The organism is Pseudomonas sp. X4 (assembly GCF_040784925.1).
GTDB classification, from domain to species: Bacteria; Pseudomonadota; Gammaproteobacteria; order Pseudomonadales; family Pseudomonadaceae; genus Aquipseudomonas; species Aquipseudomonas putida_Z.
This window is the reverse complement of the sequence record NZ_CP160798.1, coordinates 1180016-1197422: the sequence shown is the minus strand read 5'-3', so window position 1 is coordinate 1197422 and position 17407 is coordinate 1180016. Positions and strand designations below refer to the sequence as shown.

The window sequence follows — 17407 nt, the reverse complement described above, 5'->3', positions numbered from 1 at the left end:
TCAGCGGCTCTTGTGAAACGCCGCACTCGGTAACACGTTATCCAGAAGTGGCGCATTCGTATCTTTCAGGGGCTCGGTTTCGCTGGCCGCCGCTTCGAGCTGGCGGGCCTGGCGGTATTCGCTGGGCGTGCAGTTGCTCACCTGCTTGAAGGTGCGGGCGAAGTAGGACGGGTCCTTGAAGCCTGCCTCATAGCCGATGCTGGTAATCGGCATCTGGCTGTTGACGAGCAGGTCCATGGCCAGGTTCATGCGCTTGCTCAGGATGTAATCCAGAAACCCAACGCCGTTCACTTCCTTGAACAGGCGGCTGAAGCGGGCCGTGGTCATGCCGCAGCGCTGCGCGAGGTCCTTTTGATCGACACATTCGCGAAAGTGCTGGTCGATGTACGGCATGACCTTGCTGAGCGCCTGGTGCTTGTGGTGTTCGCCGGTCAGGCGAATGCTGTCCGGCAGGGAGGGAAGGTGATCGATGCGCTGCGCATTGCCTGAGGCCTTGCTGGCGCGGCGTATGTCGCAAAGCTGCTTGAGGACATCGATGTAGCGACTTTTCTCACCGCTTGTCAGCGGCAATACCAGATACTCCCAGACCCGCGAACGCATGGCCCAGACGGCCAACTCTTCGGAGTGCTGCACGGTGAACATGGTGACCGGGATTGACGGTGAGTTGCGCTTCACTTCCAGCAACAGGTTGAGGTTGAGGGTGTCGGGGCGATCGAAATGCATGCAGATCATGTCTGCCTGCTGGCGTTCGGAATGCGCCACGGCCTTCGCCAGTTTGCAATCGCAGACATGACTGAACTGTGCCATCAGCGCGTCGGTGGAATGATCGCGTGTCAGATCGAACCACAACAACAGCGGCTTTGTGCCCGGGTTAGACATCGTGACTTAACCTTATGCTGGGGAGTTTCCCTACGAGCAGCAGTATTGTCAAAACACTATTAAGTCGCCGATCAATTTGGTTATTACCTTAGATCGTTTTGGCTTAAGTGGTTCTATGCGCTTTGTAAAACCCTGATGTTAGACAGGTTCCGCAGTCAGGCTGGTCTTTGATCATGACGACCGCTTGTCGGCTTTGAACAAACGTGCCAGAACCCTTCCCTGAGCCGGCTGCAAATGCGTACGAAAGTGCTTCTCATATTCGGGTTTCCTGCCTGGTTTACTGGTGTCTTCGCCCACCTTTTCGATGCTGGCCAATGGCCGCAAAAAAGTCCTAGCGATTCGCAAAAATCTCCTAACCACTGCTGTCACCCTCTGACTAGGATTCGCAACAGGTAGTGCAAAACACCACTGCCCGGGAAGAAAAATAATGTCCTTAGCGAGGTGAGCGAAATGAATCTGCAAACTATCAAGGATTCGGTCCTGAAGTTCGTCAAAGATGAAGATGGCCTGACTGTTGTGGAGTATGCGGTAGCAGGCGGGTTGGTTGCCCTCGCCCTTATTACTGCGTTCACCAACTTGGGAACTGCAGTCAAGGGAAAAATCAACGGGCTGATCACTGCGCTTGGAGGCACAGCAGCCCCTTAAACCAATTCTTAATTAAGCCCCAAGGGGGATGCAGCAATGTCAGCAGAGTCTCTGTTCGCCATTGTCGTGCTGCTAGGGTTGTTGGGTATTGCGGTGGTCGGGGACCTTCGTAACCACCGCATTCCCAACTTACTGGTCTTGCTGGGGTTGGGGTTGGGGTTGGCGGGGCAGGTTTACTCCGCAGAACTTGCCGGGCTGGGTTATGGTGTGCTGGGCATGGTTATCGGTTTTACCGTATTTATTCCAATGTATGCGCTGGGGGGCATGGCGGCCGGCGACGTCAAACTGATGGCTATGGTCTGTAGCTTTCTTGCACCGCCTGAAGCACTTTCAGCAGCACTTCTTAGTTTGATTGCCGGCGGAGTGTGCGGGATGTTGATAGTGCTCCTGCGCGGACAGTTGAAACAGACGTTAGAACGCTACTGGTTGATCTTGACGGCGCAGGCATATTTTGCGCCGAGGACGGATGAGGTGGCGGGTAAACCATTCCCTTATTCCGTCGCGATACTGTCCGGAACCATTGTCAGCCTTTTTTGGCAACCGCTTGGCCTATAGCCTGGGAGGCTAACAATGCACGCATTAAGAGACAGTGGTGTCTGCGCCTGTGACAAGGACGCAGTGCAGAGCCTGGCACCTCAGCCACGTACAGTCCGCGAGACTGGCCTGGCGGAAAGCTTTCTCGGTGATTTGTTGTGCAAGCACCTGCATGACGCCGGTACGCTGGATTTGTCGCGCCTGGTGGAGCGTCTGGCATTGACCGGCGCAGTGGTAGAGGAAGTACTGGCCTTTCTGCGTAAGGATGGCCGCGTTGAAGTACTGGGCCAGGTCGGTGTGCAAACGGGGGGGCAGGTGCTGCGCTACGGCCTGACAGAGCGGGGCCGCGGTACCGCCCGTGATGCACTGGCGCGCAGCGGCTACATCGGCGCGGCGCCCTTCCCGGTAAGTGCCTATCGTGACCTGCTCAAGCTGCAGACCATTCACCATGGCCGCATCAGTACGCAGGACATGCACAAGGCATTTGCGGGCGTAGTGCTGTCGGAGAGCATGCTGGACCAGCTAGGGGTAGCGCTGAACTCCGGACGCGCCATCATGATTTATGGCCCCGCAGGCACCGGCAAGACCTACGTCAGCAGCCGCCTGATCCGCCTGTTCGCCGAAGCCATCTGGGTACCCCATGCCATCGAGATCAACGAGTCGGTCATCGAGGTATACGACCCCCAGGTGCATCAGCGCCTGGAGGAAGAAAGCCAATCTACCAGCTTGTTGCTCAACGAAGGAATCGATCGTCGGCTGGTGCGCTGCAAACGCCCGGTTGTGATCACTGGCGGTGAGTTGGGTATGGAGCAACTGGACGTCCGCTTTGATCCCAGTACCCGTCAGTACCAGGCCTCCTTGCAACTCAAGGCCAGTAATGGCCTGTTCATCATCGACGACATGGGGCGCCAGCGCATGGCCCCGGCCGAACTGTTCAACCGCTGGATCGTGCCGATGGAAGAGAAGCGCGACTTCCTCAACCTGGGTGGCGGGCGCCATTGCGAGCTGCCGTTCGATCTGGTGCTTGTGTTCTCCACCAACCTCAACCCGCTGGAGTTGGCCGACGAAGCCTTCTTGCGACGTATCGGCTACAAGCTGCAGTTCAGCTACCTGAAAGTCGATGAGTACGAACGCATCTGGCGCCAGGAATGCGAACGCCTGGGCCTGGATTACGACCCGCTGCTGTTGCGTTACGCGTTACAGGCGCTGTACGAGGCCGAAGGCGTGCCGCTGGTGCCCTGCCACCCTCGCGACCTGCTGAACATGGCGCTCGACCGCCAGCGTTACCTGGGCGGCGATGGTCCGCTGTCGCCTCAGGAGCTGAAATGGGCCTGGCAAAGCTACTTCGTGCAGATCGACTTCCTTGGATAAGGAGATGCAGACATGAGTGTCCGTACGCTGACCCTGGTTGCCGTTTCCCTGACCTTGGGACTTGGTGCCGCCTTGATGGCCAACAACTGGCTCAATGGTCGGCTCAACGCCGCCCCGGATGACAACATGAAGAACGTGGTGGTCGCCACGGTGGAGATCCCGTTCGGGCAGATGATCGAGGCGCAGCAAGTCGCCATCGTGCGCATGCCCAAGGATGCGGTACCTGATGATGCCTTTGACAGCAATGAAAAGGTGCTTGGCAAGATTGCCACTTTTGCACTGTTGCGCGGCGATGTGCTGCGTAGCGCTCGCCTGGCCGAACACCTGGGTGGCAGTACCCTGGCTTCGCTGATTGCTCCAGACAAGCGCGCCATTTCGGTGCGTGTGGATGACGTGGTCGGGGTGGGCGGGTTCCTGTTGCCGGGTAACCGGGTCGATGTTCTGGCTACCAAGCAAAGCAATGGCGGTAGTAATGACGCTGAGTCCAGAACCATTCTCCAGGACCTCCGGGTATTGGCCGTGGACCAGACTGCGGGGACGGACAAGACCCAGCCGGTGGTGGTACGTGCCGTGACCCTGGAAATGTCGGCCAAAGAGGCCGAGGTGCTGGTCAGGGCGCAATCCGAAGGCAAGTTGCAACTGGCCCTGCGCAATCCGCTGGACGCTCAGAAGCAGGCGCCAGCCGTAGCCGCTGTCGAGCCGGTGAAGGCTGCAACGCCAGCATTCAAACCCCAACCGAGACCGGTGGTAAATCGTAGTAGTGAAGGTGGCTCGGTCACCATCATCCGCGGGACTGAAGTTGAAGTTGCGAAAGCACGGTTCTAAAGCAGCTGGCGTCCGAATGGCTAACCTTCGGCAGGAACAAGAATACCTCGCAAGGAGTTATGCATGAATACTTTGCAGAGACTAGGGATGTACCTGTTGTGCGGGCTGGGTACGCAGCTGCTGTTCGTCGGTGTGACGCAGGCTGCAGAACCGGGATCGGGATACAGCGCCATGCCGGCGGCCAACACCAACATGGTCCAGGTGCCCATCTACAAGTCGCGGACGATCAGTGCTCGTACGCCGGTGAGGAAAATCTCGGTCGGCAACCCGGATATCGCCGATATCCTGATCACCAGCCCGACCCAGCTCTACCTGCTCGGCCGTTCCCTGGGCACTACCAACGTGCTGCTGTGGGACAGCAACAACCGCTTGATCGAGACCATGGATGTGGAGGTCGTGCATGACCTCACCGGGCTCAAGACCAAACTGCACCAGCTGCTGCCCGAGGAGAACATCGAGGTGTTCAGCGCCCAGGGCGCGCTGGTACTGCGTGGCCAGGTGCGCAGCGCCGCGGCCATGGACACAGCGATGAAAGTGGCCAAGACCTATGCCGCGCAAACCTCGAGTGTGGTGCAAGGCAAGGGTGAAGCCGCCGAGGCGGCCCCGGCCCAGTCGCTGGAAGTGATCAACCTGCTCAGCGTCGGTGGCAGCCAGCAGGTGATGCTGGAAGTCAAAGTGGCAGAGATGCAGCGCAGTCTGATCAAGAACCTTAACGTGCGCTTCAATGCCCTTGGATCATCCGGCAACTGGAGCGGTGGCGGGTTCAACAATGGTCAAGGACTGGGCCTGACTCCAGGCGGCGGGTCGATCCTTTCGCCAGGTTCGCTGATTGGTGGCGGCAAAGGCTTGTTCGCCCAGTTCCTGTCCGACGATTTCCTGTTCAACGTGGTGCTTGAAGCGTCCAAGGACAATGGTTCGGCCAAGGTGCTGGCAGAACCCACCCTCACCACACTGACCGGCCAGCAGGCGGAGTTCATTTCCGGTGGCGAGTTCCCTGTGCCGATCACCGAGGATGATGGCATCACCATCGAATACAAGGAATTCGGTGTCGGCGTGAAGTTCCTGCCGGTAGTGCTCGACTCCGGGCGTATCAACCTCAACCTGAATGTCTCGGTGAGCGAGCTTTCCAACGCCAACTCGCTGGTACTCGACACGGGCCTCAGCAGCATCCTGGGCGATGGAGTTTCCCAGGTTATTCCGTCGCTGACCAAGCGCAGCGCAGAGTCCACGGTCGAACTGGGCAATGGCCAGACCATTGCCATCGCCGGCTTGATCAGCGAAAACACTCGCGATTTCGTCAGCCGTTTCCCGGGTCTGGGGGACCTGCCGATACTCGGGCACCTGTTCCGCAGCCAATCGTTCATCAACGGTGAAACCGAACTGGTGATCCTGGTGACGCCGCACCTCGCCAAGCCCGTGGATGCCAAGGCGGTGCGCCTGCCCACTGAGAAGTTCGTCGAGCCCAGTGACCTGGACTTCTACCTGCTCGGCAAGACCAAGGGCAGTGAGCCGGGGCGCGCGGTGCCCGTCAGCCTCGGTGTCAGCGGTGGCAACTTTGGCCATGACCTGAATTGATCGGAGAGAATCAGCATGAGAAGCATGATCGTGTGTTGCGCGCTGCTATCGGGGTTGTCGGGTTGCATGTCGTACGACGAAGGGCGCGTTGGCCCGCTGGGCTACAGCGTCTACCAGACAACCTACCAGCAGATTGCCGACAAGCAGGTAGCCGCCAACCCAGGCACTGAAGTGCCGGCTGCTGGCTCTGACGGGCCTTTGCTGGAGAAGGTGATCAATAGCTACCGGGGGACGACTGGTGAAGCGCAGCAGATCGGTCAGCCGATCCAGATCCAAGTCACTGATTCAACTCGCTGATTGAGGGCGTGACAATGACTCCTCGAGCCCAACGGATGTTCACCGCGCCGCCAGGCCAACAGCGGGGGGCAGTAACTGTCATCATCGTGATCGCCCTGTTGGCGATACTGATGATGGCAGCGTTGGTGCTCGATGGCGGTCACGTGCTGTTGAACAAGACTCGACTGCAGAATGCCGTGGACGCCGCCGCCCTCAGTGGCGCCAAGACCCTGAGCCAGGTGATGGGCTCTGGCAATGCCGCCAGTACCACGCGAGCAGCCGCGCTCTTCACCCTTAACGAAAATGCCAAGGCCGCTGGCAACACGGAGCTGTTGACGGCAATCGGCGGCAACCCTGGCGGATTTGCCGTGGTGGAGTTGGCAGACAATGTCTATGGGCCTTTCTCCTTCCCCGGGCCGGCCAATGCCACCTATGTGCGGGTCTCGGTATCGAATTACTCACTGGCGGGCTTTTTCTGGAACTTCGCCCAGTCATTTGGTTCAGGCACCTTAGGATCCAAGCAGGTGACGGCGATTGCCACCGCCGGGCCGAGTCCCACCAGCCCATGCGATCTTGCGCCGCTGCTGGTGTGTGGCAATCCGGCTCAATACAACCCGGAAGCAGGCATGTTCTGGGGCTATCGCTTCGGTGATCTGGAGGTATTGAAGTCAGCCGCCAAGAACAGCGACCCGATTGGTCCAGGCAATTTTCAGCTGCTTGATTTTGGCTCGGGCGGCAAGGAGGTTGGCGAACTCATGGCCGGCGGCGGCTCGGTTTGTCGCAATGTCGGGGAAAACGTCGACACCAAGCCAGGTAATACGGTTGGGCCTTCCGTTCAAGGTTTGAATACGCGCTTCGGCGACTACACAGGGTCGTTCAAGGGGACGGACTATCCGCCCGACCTGGTGACGACCTATGACAACCCGAAGATGAAATACAACGACAGCGCCACACCGCCGCGAGTGGAACAGCAAGGCCAGCCTGTTACTTCGAACAATGGCAATCTCTCTGCTGGCGGCACGCCGCTGTTCGATTACAACGATTATGCCGCGCAGAGTGCCGCATGTGTTGCAGGCGGGGGAACGGGGTGCCAGTCAAACGGGGTTTTCGAGCGGCGGATACTGAAAATCGTAATGGGCGACTGCTCGGGCAAGAACTCGGGGGCATCGTCGATACCGGTGATCGGTTTCGGTTGTTTCTATGTGGTGCAGCCTGCCGACAACTCAGGTGGGGATTCGCAGATCTTCGGCCAGTTCGTCAAGCAATGCGAGGGTGACGGCGTGCCAGGACCTACACCGCAAGACGATTCCGGCCCGCAGATCATCCAGCTGTACAAAACCTTTATCAGTGGCAGTGGCACACCGAGCACCGACTCCTAGGAGCGTGTCATGGAACTTTATCGGCTCAAGCGTGCGCAGCGTCAGCAAGGGGTGGCAATCGTCGAGTTCACCATCACTCTGCCACTGTTGCTCCTGACCTTGCTGGCCTTTGGCGAATTTGGCCGCATGCTCTATCAGTACAACAGTCTGCTGCAGGGCAGCCGGGATGCAGCGCGCTTTGTCGCCAGCCAGGCCTGGAACTCGACCCTTGGCAAGGTCGAGGTGAGCGCCGACCTCGAGTGCATGACCAAGAAAGTGGCGGTGTACGGTGCACCTTCCGCGCCGCCCTGCAGCCTGACCGGGATGCCGGCCAATACCACCGTGCAGGTGGCCAAGGTGGCGGGCACCAACGACCACGTGCAGGTGACCATCAGCGCGGTCTTTTCCCCGCTGATAGCCAGCGGTATTCCGGCGTTTATCGGCAACGGCACGGCACTGAACTTCCCGTTGGTCGCCACCACCGTGATGAGGGCACTGTGATGAAGCGCAGATGCATGCAGGGCGTTTACGTGGTGGAGTTCGCCATCGTTGGTACGTTGCTGTTCACGCTGTTGTTCGGGGTGCTTGAAATAGGCCGGCTGTACTACACCGTGAACGTGCTGAATGAGTCCGTTCGGCGTGGCGCACGGCTGGCAGCGGTATGCAATATCAGCGATCCGGTGGTGCTGCGCAGGGCGATATTCAACACTGCGGGCGACAGTGGTGCCAGCAGCCTGCTGGCCGACCTGGACACCTCGGATCTGACTCTGCGTTACCTGGACAAGAACGGTGCACAGGTCGCCAACCCCGGTGATCTGGTAAGTGCCACCGGGTTTGCCGCTGTCCGCTATGTCCAACTGACGCTGCAGAACTTTCAATTCAGCCTGTTTATTCCAGGGTTTGGCGTGCCCATTACCTTGCCAGTATTCAAGGCGACCTTACCTCGCGAGAGCCTCGGGCGTCATACCGAGGCGGATGTCGTACCGGAGATCACGCCATGCTGAATCTAAGGGAGTCTTCCGTATCCGCTACCTCCATCAAGCCCGGGATGCGTCTGTTGATCAGCAGCTCGGACGCCTTGGCCTTGCGTCAGTTGCAAGAAATCTGTCAGCGCATCTCGGGTCTGGAGGTGAATGTTCGCCAGGTGAGCAATGGGCATTGCGACCCTCTGTACGGGCTGGACCGGATGCCCGATTTCTTGCTGCTGCGCGTTGGCCAGCTGTGGCGTGAGGAGCTGGCGGCCCTGTTGCAACGCCCGGCCCATGAGCGCCCGCCGCTGTTGGTGTGCGGCCTGCTGGACGATCGGGAAGGCATGCGCCTGGCGATGCAGGCCGGTGCGCGCGATTTTCTGCCGGAGCCCATCGTTGCCACGGAGCTTATCGCTGCCTTGAACCGTATGGTCCTGGAAACCCAGACCAACAGCACGGCAACAGGCAAACTGGTCGCGGTGATGAATGCCAAGGGTGGCTCCGGCGGCACGGTGCTGGCCTGCAACCTGGCGCATCAGCTCAGCCTCAAGGGCAACGCCCTGTTGCTTGACCTGGACCTGCAGTTTGGCAGCGTGTCGCATCATCTGGATGTGGCGCAGTCGCACAGCCAACTGGACGTGTTGCAGCAGATAAAAGAAATGGATGGTGTTGCACTGCGCGGCTTTTGCAGCCATTTCAGCCCGTCCTTGCATGTGCTTGGCAGTCGCGCCAATGAGCTGTGCCTGCCGCAGGATGTCCAGGCCGAACAGCTCGATGCGCTGCTGCAACTGGCGCGGGCCAACTATGACTGGGTAGTGGCGGACTTGCCGCGGCAGATCGATCACATCACCGCTTCGGTGCTGGAGCAGGCCGACCGGGTGTACGTCGTGGTGCAGCAGAGCGTCAACCACCTGCGCGACGCCAGTTCCCTGGCGCGCATTCTGCGCGATGACCTGGGCGTACGCGGCAATCAGCTGGAGGTGGTGGTCAACCGCTACGACAAGGCGGCACCGGTCAGCCTCAAGGATATCGGCGAGGCGCTGCGCTGCACCAATATCGTGAAACTGCCGAATGACTTCAGCGTCATCAACCAGAGCCAGAACACAGGTGTGCCATTAGGTCTGCAAGCACCTCGCTCCGCGATCACCCAGGCGCTGCGTGGGCTGGCCGAGGAATTGGTTGGCAAGCAGGTGGACACTGAAAACGGACTGTTCAAACGCGCCTTCAAGCGTGTTTTTCGGGGGTGAACCATGCTTAGCGATTTCCGTAACCGTTTGCGCAAACAGGCAGCCACCCCCGAGGCATCGACGCCGTCGAAGCAGGGTGGAGGCGCGAAGGACCCGGCAGAGGCGCTGATGGCGTGGGAACATTCGGCACCGGATGTTCTGTTTGAAACGAAAAGCCAGGTCACATCGGTGGAAGCCGAGTGGCGGGAGAAGACCTATCAGCAACTGCTCAAGGTCATGGACCTGTCCTTGCTCGATTCGCTCGAGCAGGCCGAGGCCGTGCGGCAGATCCGCGATATCTGCCAGCGTCTGCTCGATGAGCATTCGGCGCCGGTGAGCTCTGCCAGTCGCCAGTTGATCATCAAGCAGATCACCGACGAAGTGCTTGGCCTTGGCCCGCTGGAGCCACTGCTGGCCGACCATACGGTGTCCGACATCCTGGTCAACGGGCATGACTCTGTGTATGTCGAACGGTTCGGCAAGTTGCAGCGCACCGATGTGCGTTTTCGCGATGATCAGCACCTGCTGAACATCATCGACCGCATCGTCTCCAGCCTCGGCCGGCGTATCGACGAGTCGTCGCCGTTGGTAGATGCGCGGCTCAAGGATGGTTCACGGGTCAATGCGATCATCCCGCCGCTGGCCATCGACGGGCCGAGTATCTCGATCCGCCGCTTTGCGGTGGACCTGCTCAATACCGATAGCCTGATCCAGGCGGGCGCGCTGACGCCGGCCATCGCGTTGCTGCTCAAGGCGATCGTGCGGGGGCGGCTGAACGTGCTGATCTCCGGCGGCACCGGCTGCGGCAAGACCACCATGCTCAATGTGCTGTCCAGTTTCATTCCCCATAACGAGCGCATCGTCACCATCGAGGACTCAGCCGAGCTGCAACTGCAGCAGCCACATGTGGTGCGCCTGGAAACACGGCCGGCGAACATCGAGGGACGTGGCGAGGTGGGCCAGCGTGAGCTGGTGCGCAACAGCCTGCGGATGCGCCCGGACCGTATCGTGATCGGTGAGGTGCGTGGCGCCGAGGCGCTGGACATGCTGACGGCGATGAACACTGGTCACGATGGTTCATTGACTACCATCCACGCCAACACCGCGCGCGATGCATTGGGTCGCGTCGAGAACATGGTCTTGATGTCTGGTGCCACGTTCCCGATCAAGGCCATGCGTCAACAGATCGCATCGGCCATCGATGTGGTGATCCAGTTGGAGCGGCAGGAAGACGGCAAGCGACGGTTGGTAAGCGTGCAGGAGATCAACGGCATGGAGGGTGAAATCATCACCATGACCGAGATCTTCTCTTTTGTCCGCAATGGTGTGGGCGAGCAGGGCCAGGTGCTAGGTGACTTCCGGCCAAGCGGCATGGTCCCAGCGTTTCGCGATTCCTTGGCCAAGCGCGGGATCGAGTTGCCGCTGACGATGTTCAGGCCTGAATGGATGGAGGCTCGTCAGCCATGAGCCAGATACCCGGTGAATTCATCCTGATGTTTCTTGGCATGGTGTTCGTTGCCGTGTTTCTCCTCAGCCAAGGCTTGGCAGTGCCAGTGTTCGGCGAGGCGGGCAAGGTACGCAAGCGTATCCGCAGTCGACTTGTGCTCCTGGAGCGGGCAAGTCATCTGCCGAACATGCAGACCGTGCTGCGGCAGAAATACCTGACACGCCTGTCGCCGCTGGAGGCGCGGCTCGAGCAATTGCCCTTCATGGCGACGCTGACTCAAATGATCGAGCAGGCCGGGCATGAGTACCGGGCCTATCGGGTACTACTGCTGGGGTTGGCGCTGGCAGCTGCTGCCGGGATGCTGGCTTGGATGTTCTTTCCTTACTGGTGGCTGGCGCTGGCGGCAGCGTTCGTGGCGTTCTGGCTGCCGCTGCTGAAAATTACCCGTGACCGTGGCAAGCGTTTCGCCAAGTTTGAAGAGGGCTTGCCGGATGCGCTGGAAGCTATGTGCCGGGCATTGCGCGCCGGGCACCCTTTTAATGAAACCCTGCGTCTGGTGGCAGATGAGCACAAGGGGCCGGTGGCGCATGAGTTTGGCCTGACCTTCGCCGATATCAACTACGGTAATGATGTGCGCCGGGCCATGCTTGGCCTGCTAGAGCGGATGCCAAGCATGACAGTGATGATGCTGGTCACCTCGATCCTTATTCACCGTGAGACTGGCGGCAACCTGACGGAGGTACTGGAGCGCTTGAGCAATTTGATACGCGGGCGTTTCCGCTTTCAGCGCAAGATCAAGACAATGTCGGCCGAAGGGCGTATGTCGGCTTGGGTGCTGGTGGCCATTCCCTTCCTGCTGGCGGCAGCGATCATTATCACGAGCCCAAATTATCTGACGATGCTGATCAAGGATCCTACTGGGCAAAAGTTGGTCATGGGGGCTTTTGGCTCCATGTTGGTGGGGATTTTCTGGATTCGTAAGATTATCCGTATCCAGATTTAGGCAGTTCTCGCATGGGGGCGTCGGTCATGGACTATTTGCTCGGTTTATTGAGTGGGGTGACGGACAACGAGGCATTGGCACGCTTGCTGATCGTCGGTGCGATCGGGGTAAGCACGGTCATTGCCGTTATCACTGTGACGTTACTGGTGCAGGGTTTGCAGAGCCCACTGCAGCGTCGTCTTGCACTGATCAAGCGTGATCACTCCAGCGCTGCGGCCGGGCGAGAGGCGCCAGGCAACCTTCAGCTTCTACTGGAGCGGGTTGGTCGGCGCGTTACCCCGTCTACGGATGGGCAGGTGTCGGCTACTCGAACCCTGTTGACCCACGCGGGTTATGGTTCGGCGTCGGCGGTACAGGTGTATTGGGCGGTGCGTTTGCTGTTGCCGTTGCTGCTGGTAGGCGTCTCGCTGTTGGTACTGCCACTGGTTCCAAACCTTTCCCTGATGATGGGCATGGGATTGGTGGCCATGGGAGCGGCCGTCGGATGGCTTCTGCCGGCAATCTATGTCGACAAGCGAAAGAATGCTCGGCAAGGTCGGTTGCGTGCAGCCTTCCCTGATGCCCTGGACCTGATGGTGGTTTGCGTGGAGTCGGGCCTAGCGTTGCCCCAGGCCATCGAGCGGGTGGCTGAAGAAATGTCGGTCAGCCAGGCCGAGCTGGCCGAGGAACTGGCCTTGGTCAATGCGCAGATCCGCGCCGGCATTTCCAGTACCGAAGCGCTCAGACAACTGGCGGACCGCACCGGCCTGGAAGACATCCAGGGTCTGGTCAGCCTGTTGGCCCAGAGCATCCGCTTCGGTACCAGCGTAGCGGCCACCTTGCGCATCTATGCCGAGGAGTTTCGTGACCGGCGCATGCAGGCCGCCGAGGAAATGGGCGCGAAAATCGGAACAAAGCTGGTTTTTCCGCTAATTTTCTGTTTGTGGCCAAGCTTTTTTCTGGTTGCCATCGGCCCGGTGATCATCGGGATACTTAAAACGTTCGGGAATCCATGACATGAACAGGATCAGCTTGCTGTTGACCATGATCGCCGTGCTCTCGGGTTGCCAGAGCACAGGGCCAGACTTGAATGGGGTGCGTTCTGTCTACTCCGGTGGCAATTCGGTGCTCTACCAAGTGCAATCGCAAAGCAACTCGCCCGACCAGGCGATGCAGATGGCGGCGATGGCTTACCAGGCCGGTGACCTGGACCAGGCGCTGTACCAGTACCTGCGCGTCCTTGAGCTGGCGCCCGAACGTCAAGAAGCCCTGGTCTGGGTTGGCCGTATCCACCGCGAACGGGGCAATAACCAGCTTGCCGAGATGGCCTTCACCGAGGTACTGAGCAAGGCACCTGAAAACCCCGATGCCCTGACGGAAATGGGCCTGCTGAACCTGTCCATGCGTAAACATGAGCAAGCCAAGGTGATGCTTTTGAAGGCAGTTGCCGTGGATCAGAAACGCTTTGCCAAGGACCCAGCCAATACCCAGACAGGGGCGGCTGCGCTCAGGGTCGACAGCAAGTCACCACTCAAGGCCTACAACGGGCTGGGGGTGCTCGCGGATCTGGCCGACAACTTCGCCGAGGCGCAGACCTACTACCGCCTGGCCGAGCTCATCGATCCACATTCGGCGTTGGTGCAGAACAGCCTGGGGTACTCCTACTACATGGCCGGGCAATGGGCCGATGCCGAGCTCCGGTACAAACGTGGTGTGAGCTACGACGGCACGTACAAACCGCTTTGGCGCAACTATGGGTTGCTGCTGGCTCGCATGGGGCGCTATGAAGAAGCGGTGTCTGCCTTCGAACAGGTCGAAAAGCGTGCAGAGGCCAGCAATGATGTCGGCTATGTCTGCCTGGTGGAAGGCAAGCTGGATGTGGCTGAGCAGTTCTTCCGCAGCGCGATCGAGTTGTCGCCGGGGCACTATCCCGTCGCCTGGGAAAACCTGAACAGGGTCCAGCAGATTCGGCAAATCCGCCAGCTGGGCGGCGATGTAGCGATGCCCGAGCCGGTTGCAGTTGGCCCGGCCGTGCAGGTGACAACCGCGTCGGCGCCTTGATGCCTGACAGATAGCGTAAACGGGGCTGCTACGCAGCCCATCGCCGGCAAGCCGGCTCCCACAGGTACCGCGCAGAATTCAGGCGTTGCGCGATCCCTGTGGGAGCTGGCTTGCCGGCGATGGGCCGCAAAGCGGCCCCCAATTGGTCCACTTCACCTGTGGGTGAGTGGTGCTTCAATAGCCAACGCTGCTTGCCCCAACGGATGCGTACTGGCATCAAAGAAATGCAGCACCGCCCCCGGCATATCCCCGAACCTGTCGACAAAATGCTGCTTCTGGTTGATCACCGATGCCTCGCTCAACGGCCGTATGGCAATCGACAGATGCATCGGCCGGGCCTGTCGGATGGCTTCGAGCAGATGCTGGTCACTGCTGTCCAGGTGCAGCCCGAACAGGCATAGCCCCTGGCTTTCCCGCGCCAGTTGCCCCAGGCACCAGCCCAGGTAGTCAGAGTTGCGGATGGCGCGCAGTTTCTCGTCGCTGCGGTCTTCGTTGACGAACAGCGGCACTTCGCCCGGGATGTTCACGGCAAAACCATCGAGCAGTTCGGCGCTGTCGGCGCTGCGTTGGCGGGTGGTGCCGTCCGGCAGCTTGAGCAGGTGCAGGCCGCCATGCAGATGCAGCACCCGCGTGCCTTCGCCGTTGGTGCGGCGCACGTCGAAGAAGCCTTGCTCGTCGAACAGTTCGGCGAAGCCGTGCGGTGCGTGTTGCACGGCCCACGGTAGCAGCAGGTCGTAGTTGCTGGTGTAGACGCTGCGGTAGCCGCGCAGGGCCTGGTTGAGGGTTGCCAGGGTCGTGGCCGGCATGAGTGGCCACGGCAGGTGCACCGTGCGTACGGCGTGTATCAGCGCTTCCTTGATCGAGTAGTAGCGGTTCAGCGGTGCGGTGGAGTTGATGGCCAGCGCGGCGTTGGTGCGCACGGTGGTGTTGAGGGCGCTGAGCACCGGCTCGAACAGTTCCGTACCCAGCGACTTGAACAGTGCCTGATCGCTCACGGCCAGGCCTTTCTTGCGGCCGGCACGTTGCGCTTCCTCGAACAGCGAGAAGTAGCCGAACGGCTTCCACAGCACGCGGCTGGCGCCGTTGCCCAGCAGCAGGGCGTCGCAAGGGTGGCGGGCGGCGAGTTCCGGCCAGGGGGTGAGAGTGGCGTCTAGTGCGGGCATGCTGGGGTCCGTTGGGTGGAGCGGGAACGGGGGCGACTTTAGCATGTCATGCAAGGTGTGCGAGGGTTGTATCCAGGCAAGGGCCTTGTGTCGGCAATGCCGGCCCCTTCGCGGGCACGCCCGCTCCCACAGGAATTGCAGTGCCCTTGAATTCAGTGCAGTACCTGTGGGAGCGGGCGTGCCCGCGAAGGGGCCAGAACAGGCAGCGCAAGGTTCACAGGACGATAAAGGACTTATCCATGCGCAATCCCATGTTCAGTTTCTTGGCTTTGACCGCTTTGTTCACTGTGTCGGCCGCTTCCGCCAGCAATGGCAAGGCCCTGGCCACCGCCCACGGCATTGCGCACCCGGCGGTGATCGCCCACCGCGGCGCCTCGTACGATGCCCCGGAATCCACCACCCCTGCATACCTGCTGGCCCGCGACCAGGGCGCCGACTACCTGGAACTCGACCTGCAACGCAGCAGTGACGGCGTGCTGGTGGTGGTCCATGACGATGTGCTGTCGCGTACCAGCGATGTCGCCGAGCGCTTCCCAGAGCGAAAGGACAGCCCGGTCAGCGCCTTCACGCTCGCCGAGCTGAAGTCGCTGGATGCTGGCAGCTGGTTCAACCAGGCCTACCCGGCGCGTGCCCGGGCTTCTTTCCGCAAACTGCCGATCCTCACCCTGGACGAGGTCATCGACATCGCTGAAGGCAACCCCGAGCGGCACCCCGGGTTGTACATCGAGACCAAGGTCCCCAAGCAGTTCCCGGGTATCGAGCAGGACCTGAAGGCGCGCCTCGCAGCCCGCGGCTGGCTCGACCAGCCAGGCCGTGTGGTGTTGCAGACCTTCGACCGCAACAGCCTGGCGTTGCTGCACGAGGCCATGCCGCAGGTGCCGAAGGTACTCCTGCTGTGGGTGGGGACAAAAACCATCGAGCCCGCTTCCGGGCAGGATTTCGCTGACTCGGGTGAAACCGACAAGGCCGCGTTCTATGCCCGTCAGCAGCCGAAGGACCAGGCAGAGTTCCTGCGCTGGCTCGATCAGGCCAGGCAGGGCGGTGCGGTCGGTACGGGGCCTTCTGCCATACGCACTCATCTGGGCGAACAGAGCTATGCCGACCTGATCCAGCCCTGGATGAACCAGGCCAGCCAGGCGCGGGATTTGCTGGTGCATGCGTACACCCTCGACGAACCGGTGGACTTCGACAAGGCGATGAAGGCAGGTGTCGACGGGATCTTTACCAACCGCACGGGGGCGTTGCTACGGTTCTATCAGCGTCCGGCGGAGCCTGAGGTGGTGATGCTGGAGAGGTTGGGATACTGAATGGTTGCAGGCGGACGGTTTGTAGCGGCCAAAGCGCTGAACAGTCTGCCACAGGTGATCATGCTGGTCAGGCGGGCCTATGTCAGTGAGCAAGGGCCTTCAGTACATGATCTGGATCGTTGCGTATCGCACGTAACAATGCCTTGGCTGGCCCGGTCGGTTCTCGTCGGCCTTGTTCCCAATTTCTCAGCGTGGCGACCTGAACATCGATCATCTCGGCAAAGCGTACTTGTGAAAGCCCTGTTGCCCTGCGGATGCTTCGTACCTGAAGAGCATCGATTGCGAATTCGCGAGACGGCGCGCACTTGCCCTGGACGATGTCGTCCATCTGTTGAACGCTCTCCATCAGTTCGTCAAAAAAGCGGTTCATGCATGCCTCCAGTGTTCAATGATGGACTTCAATGCCTTGCGCTGCTCGCTGGACAGATCGGGCTGCTCATTTTTGCCGTAGATGTAGAGCATGGCTATCTGTGATCTGGATATGAAGTGGTAGTAGATAACCCTGGCACCACCGCGTTTTCCATGCCCGTTAGCGGGCACTCGTATTTTGCGTAGGCCACCGGTTCCCTCAATCAGGTCTCCTGTTTCAGGTGAAGCCATGAGCCTGACTTGCAGCAAGCGATAGGTGTCATCATCAAGGAGTTCTCTGACTCGTTTGGTGAACAAGGTTGTTTCAGTGAAAAGCATAGCAGAGTGTACGCCATTGGCGTAGCTGCCGGTTATCCAGCGCTACAGATAAGGGAGTGCCCGGCCGTGTTTTCAGAGCGGGAAAACGAGGCTAGCGAACAAG

The 17407-nt window shown here is 60.0% G+C and carries 19 protein-coding genes; 15 read left to right on the top strand and 4 right to left on the bottom strand.

The features are described 5' to 3' along the window. Window positions 1-879 carry a helix-turn-helix domain-containing protein gene (locus tag ABX298_RS05185; protein WP_367394154.1) on the bottom strand — a complete coding sequence of 293 codons (879 nt, stop codon included), beginning with the start codon at window positions 877-879 and terminating at the stop codon, window positions 1-3. Between the two features lie 450 nt (window positions 880-1329). On the opposite strand from ABX298_RS05185, the gene ABX298_RS05180 reads away from it, so the two are divergent. From ABX298_RS05180 to ABX298_RS05115, 14 genes are all read left to right on the top strand, one after another. Beyond that, window positions 1330-1524 carry a Flp family type IVb pilin gene (locus ABX298_RS05180; RefSeq protein ID WP_317409652.1) on the top strand — a complete coding sequence of 65 codons (195 nt, stop codon included), beginning with the start codon at window positions 1330-1332 and terminating at the stop codon, window positions 1522-1524. Between the two features lie 36 nt (window positions 1525-1560). After that, the gene (locus tag ABX298_RS05175) at window positions 1561-2079 is read left to right on the top strand and encodes a prepilin peptidase (RefSeq protein WP_367394153.1); all 519 of its coding nucleotides are present in this window, start codon (window positions 1561-1563) and stop codon (window positions 2077-2079) included. A 15-nt stretch (window positions 2080-2094) separates the two neighbouring features. After that, entirely contained in the window at window positions 2095-3429 is a 1335-nt protein-coding gene (locus ABX298_RS05170; RefSeq protein WP_317409650.1) for an AAA family ATPase, read from the top strand. 12 nt (window positions 3430-3441) lie between these two features. Continuing rightward, entirely contained in the window at window positions 3442-4254 is an 813-nt protein-coding gene (gene cpaB / locus ABX298_RS05165) for a Flp pilus assembly protein CpaB (protein ID WP_317409649.1), read from the top strand. Window positions 4255-4341: 87 nt separating this feature from the next. Further along, window positions 4342-5829, top strand: a complete 1488-nt coding sequence (locus ABX298_RS05160) for a type II and III secretion system protein family protein (RefSeq protein WP_330872953.1) — start codon at window positions 4342-4344, stop codon at window positions 5827-5829. A 15-nt stretch (window positions 5830-5844) separates the two neighbouring features. Next, window positions 5845-6126, top strand: coding sequence for a hypothetical protein (locus tag ABX298_RS05155; protein WP_317409648.1), 282 nt, complete (start codon window positions 5845-5847; stop codon window positions 6124-6126). Between the two features lie 35 nt (window positions 6127-6161). Further along, complete coding sequence (locus tag ABX298_RS05150; RefSeq protein ID WP_367394152.1) at window positions 6162-7484, top strand: TadE/TadG family type IV pilus assembly protein; 1323 nt, start codon at window positions 6162-6164, stop codon at window positions 7482-7484. Between the two features lie 9 nt (window positions 7485-7493). Then, window positions 7494-7964 (top strand): TadE/TadG family type IV pilus assembly protein, encoded by a 471-nt coding sequence (locus tag ABX298_RS05145; protein WP_075046194.1) that lies wholly within the window; start codon window positions 7494-7496, stop codon window positions 7962-7964. Next, window positions 7964-8467, top strand: coding sequence for a pilus assembly protein (locus tag ABX298_RS05140; protein WP_317409646.1), 504 nt, complete (start codon window positions 7964-7966; stop codon window positions 8465-8467). The genes ABX298_RS05145 and ABX298_RS05140 overlap by 1 nt, the downstream gene beginning before the upstream one ends. Further along, window positions 8461-9678, top strand: coding sequence for an AAA family ATPase (locus tag ABX298_RS05135; RefSeq protein WP_367394151.1), 1218 nt, complete (start codon window positions 8461-8463; stop codon window positions 9676-9678). Before ABX298_RS05140 ends, ABX298_RS05135 begins: the two co-directional genes overlap by 7 nt. A gap of 3 nt (window positions 9679-9681) precedes the next feature. Beyond that, on the top strand, window positions 9682-11124 hold the full coding sequence (locus tag ABX298_RS05130; RefSeq protein WP_075046192.1) for a CpaF family protein: 1443 nt from the start codon (window positions 9682-9684) through the stop codon (window positions 11122-11124). Continuing rightward, window positions 11121-12107 (top strand): type II secretion system F family protein, encoded by a 987-nt coding sequence (locus tag ABX298_RS05125; protein WP_075046191.1) that lies wholly within the window; start codon window positions 11121-11123, stop codon window positions 12105-12107. Before ABX298_RS05130 ends, ABX298_RS05125 begins: the two co-directional genes overlap by 4 nt. A 26-nt stretch (window positions 12108-12133) precedes the next feature. Continuing rightward, window positions 12134-13102: a type II secretion system F family protein gene (locus ABX298_RS05120; protein WP_075047036.1), complete on the top strand. Its 969-nt coding sequence runs from the start codon at window positions 12134-12136 to the stop codon at window positions 13100-13102. A gap of 1 nt (window position 13103) precedes the next feature. Further along, window positions 13104-14147, top strand: a complete 1044-nt coding sequence (locus tag ABX298_RS05115; protein ID WP_075046190.1) for a lipopolysaccharide assembly protein LapB — start codon at window positions 13104-13106, stop codon at window positions 14145-14147. A gap of 152 nt (window positions 14148-14299) precedes the next feature. Here the strand turns inward: ABX298_RS05115 and ABX298_RS05110 are convergent, their stop codons facing one another. Further along, a complete protein-coding gene (locus tag ABX298_RS05110) occupies window positions 14300-15310 on the bottom strand; it encodes a DUF4917 family protein (RefSeq protein ID WP_075046189.1) in 1011 nt (336 codons plus the stop codon). Window positions 15311-15549: 239 nt separating this feature from the next. Between ABX298_RS05110 and ABX298_RS05105 the strand changes: the two genes are divergently transcribed. Further along, window positions 15550-16617, top strand: coding sequence for a glycerophosphodiester phosphodiesterase family protein (locus ABX298_RS05105; protein WP_367394150.1), 1068 nt, complete (start codon window positions 15550-15552; stop codon window positions 16615-16617). An 82-nt stretch (window positions 16618-16699) separates the two neighbouring features. On the opposite strand, the gene nadS is transcribed toward ABX298_RS05105, so the two are convergent. Together nadS and ABX298_RS05095 are read right to left on the bottom strand one after the other, a co-directional pair. Then, a complete protein-coding gene (nadS, locus tag ABX298_RS05100) occupies window positions 16700-16987 on the bottom strand; it encodes a NadS family protein (RefSeq protein WP_075046187.1) in 288 nt (95 codons plus the stop codon). After that, a complete protein-coding gene (locus tag ABX298_RS05095) occupies window positions 16984-17304 on the bottom strand; it encodes a type II toxin-antitoxin system RelE/ParE family toxin (RefSeq protein ID WP_075046186.1) in 321 nt (106 codons plus the stop codon). The genes nadS and ABX298_RS05095 overlap by 4 nt, the downstream gene beginning before the upstream one ends. Window positions 17305-17407 lie beyond the last annotated feature (103 nt).

Bases quoted from the DNA above. Each gene is read 5' to 3' on its own strand.
- nadS (WP_075046187.1), bottom strand. From the start codon at position 16,987: ATGAACCGCTTTTTTGACGAACTGATGGAGAGCGTTCAACAGATGGAC.
- ABX298_RS05125 (WP_075046191.1), top strand. From the start codon at position 11,121: ATGAGCCAGATACCCGGTGAATTCATCCTGATGTTTCTTGGCATGGTG.
- ABX298_RS05130 (WP_075046192.1), top strand. From the start codon at position 9,682: ATGCTTAGCGATTTCCGTAACCGTTTGCGCAAACAGGCAGCCACCCCC.
- ABX298_RS05175 (WP_367394153.1), top strand. From the start codon at position 1,561: ATGTCAGCAGAGTCTCTGTTCGCCATTGTCGTGCTGCTAGGGTTGTTG.
- ABX298_RS05150 (WP_367394152.1), top strand. From the start codon at position 6,162: ATGTTCACCGCGCCGCCAGGCCAACAGCGGGGGGCAGTAACTGTCATC.
- ABX298_RS05115 (WP_075046190.1), top strand. From the start codon at position 13,104: ATGAACAGGATCAGCTTGCTGTTGACCATGATCGCCGTGCTCTCGGGT.
- ABX298_RS05170 (WP_317409650.1), top strand. From the start codon at position 2,095: ATGCACGCATTAAGAGACAGTGGTGTCTGCGCCTGTGACAAGGACGCA.
- ABX298_RS05160 (WP_330872953.1), top strand. From the start codon at position 4,342: ATGTACCTGTTGTGCGGGCTGGGTACGCAGCTGCTGTTCGTCGGTGTG.
- ABX298_RS05180 (WP_317409652.1), top strand. From the start codon at position 1,330: ATGAATCTGCAAACTATCAAGGATTCGGTCCTGAAGTTCGTCAAAGAT.
- ABX298_RS05110 (WP_075046189.1), bottom strand. From the start codon at position 15,310: ATGCCCGCACTAGACGCCACTCTCACCCCCTGGCCGGAACTCGCCGCC.
- ABX298_RS05145 (WP_075046194.1), top strand. From the start codon at position 7,494: ATGGAACTTTATCGGCTCAAGCGTGCGCAGCGTCAGCAAGGGGTGGCA.
- cpaB (WP_317409649.1), top strand. From the start codon at position 3,442: ATGAGTGTCCGTACGCTGACCCTGGTTGCCGTTTCCCTGACCTTGGGA.
- ABX298_RS05140 (WP_317409646.1), top strand. From the start codon at position 7,964: ATGAAGCGCAGATGCATGCAGGGCGTTTACGTGGTGGAGTTCGCCATC.
- ABX298_RS05135 (WP_367394151.1), top strand. From the start codon at position 8,461: ATGCTGAATCTAAGGGAGTCTTCCGTATCCGCTACCTCCATCAAGCCC.
- ABX298_RS05105 (WP_367394150.1), top strand. From the start codon at position 15,550: ATGCGCAATCCCATGTTCAGTTTCTTGGCTTTGACCGCTTTGTTCACT.
- ABX298_RS05095 (WP_075046186.1), bottom strand. From the start codon at position 17,304: ATGCTTTTCACTGAAACAACCTTGTTCACCAAACGAGTCAGAGAACTC.
- ABX298_RS05120 (WP_075047036.1), top strand. From the start codon at position 12,134: ATGGACTATTTGCTCGGTTTATTGAGTGGGGTGACGGACAACGAGGCA.
- ABX298_RS05155 (WP_317409648.1), top strand. From the start codon at position 5,845: ATGAGAAGCATGATCGTGTGTTGCGCGCTGCTATCGGGGTTGTCGGGT.
- ABX298_RS05185 (WP_367394154.1), bottom strand. From the start codon at position 879: ATGTCTAACCCGGGCACAAAGCCGCTGTTGTTGTGGTTCGATCTGACA.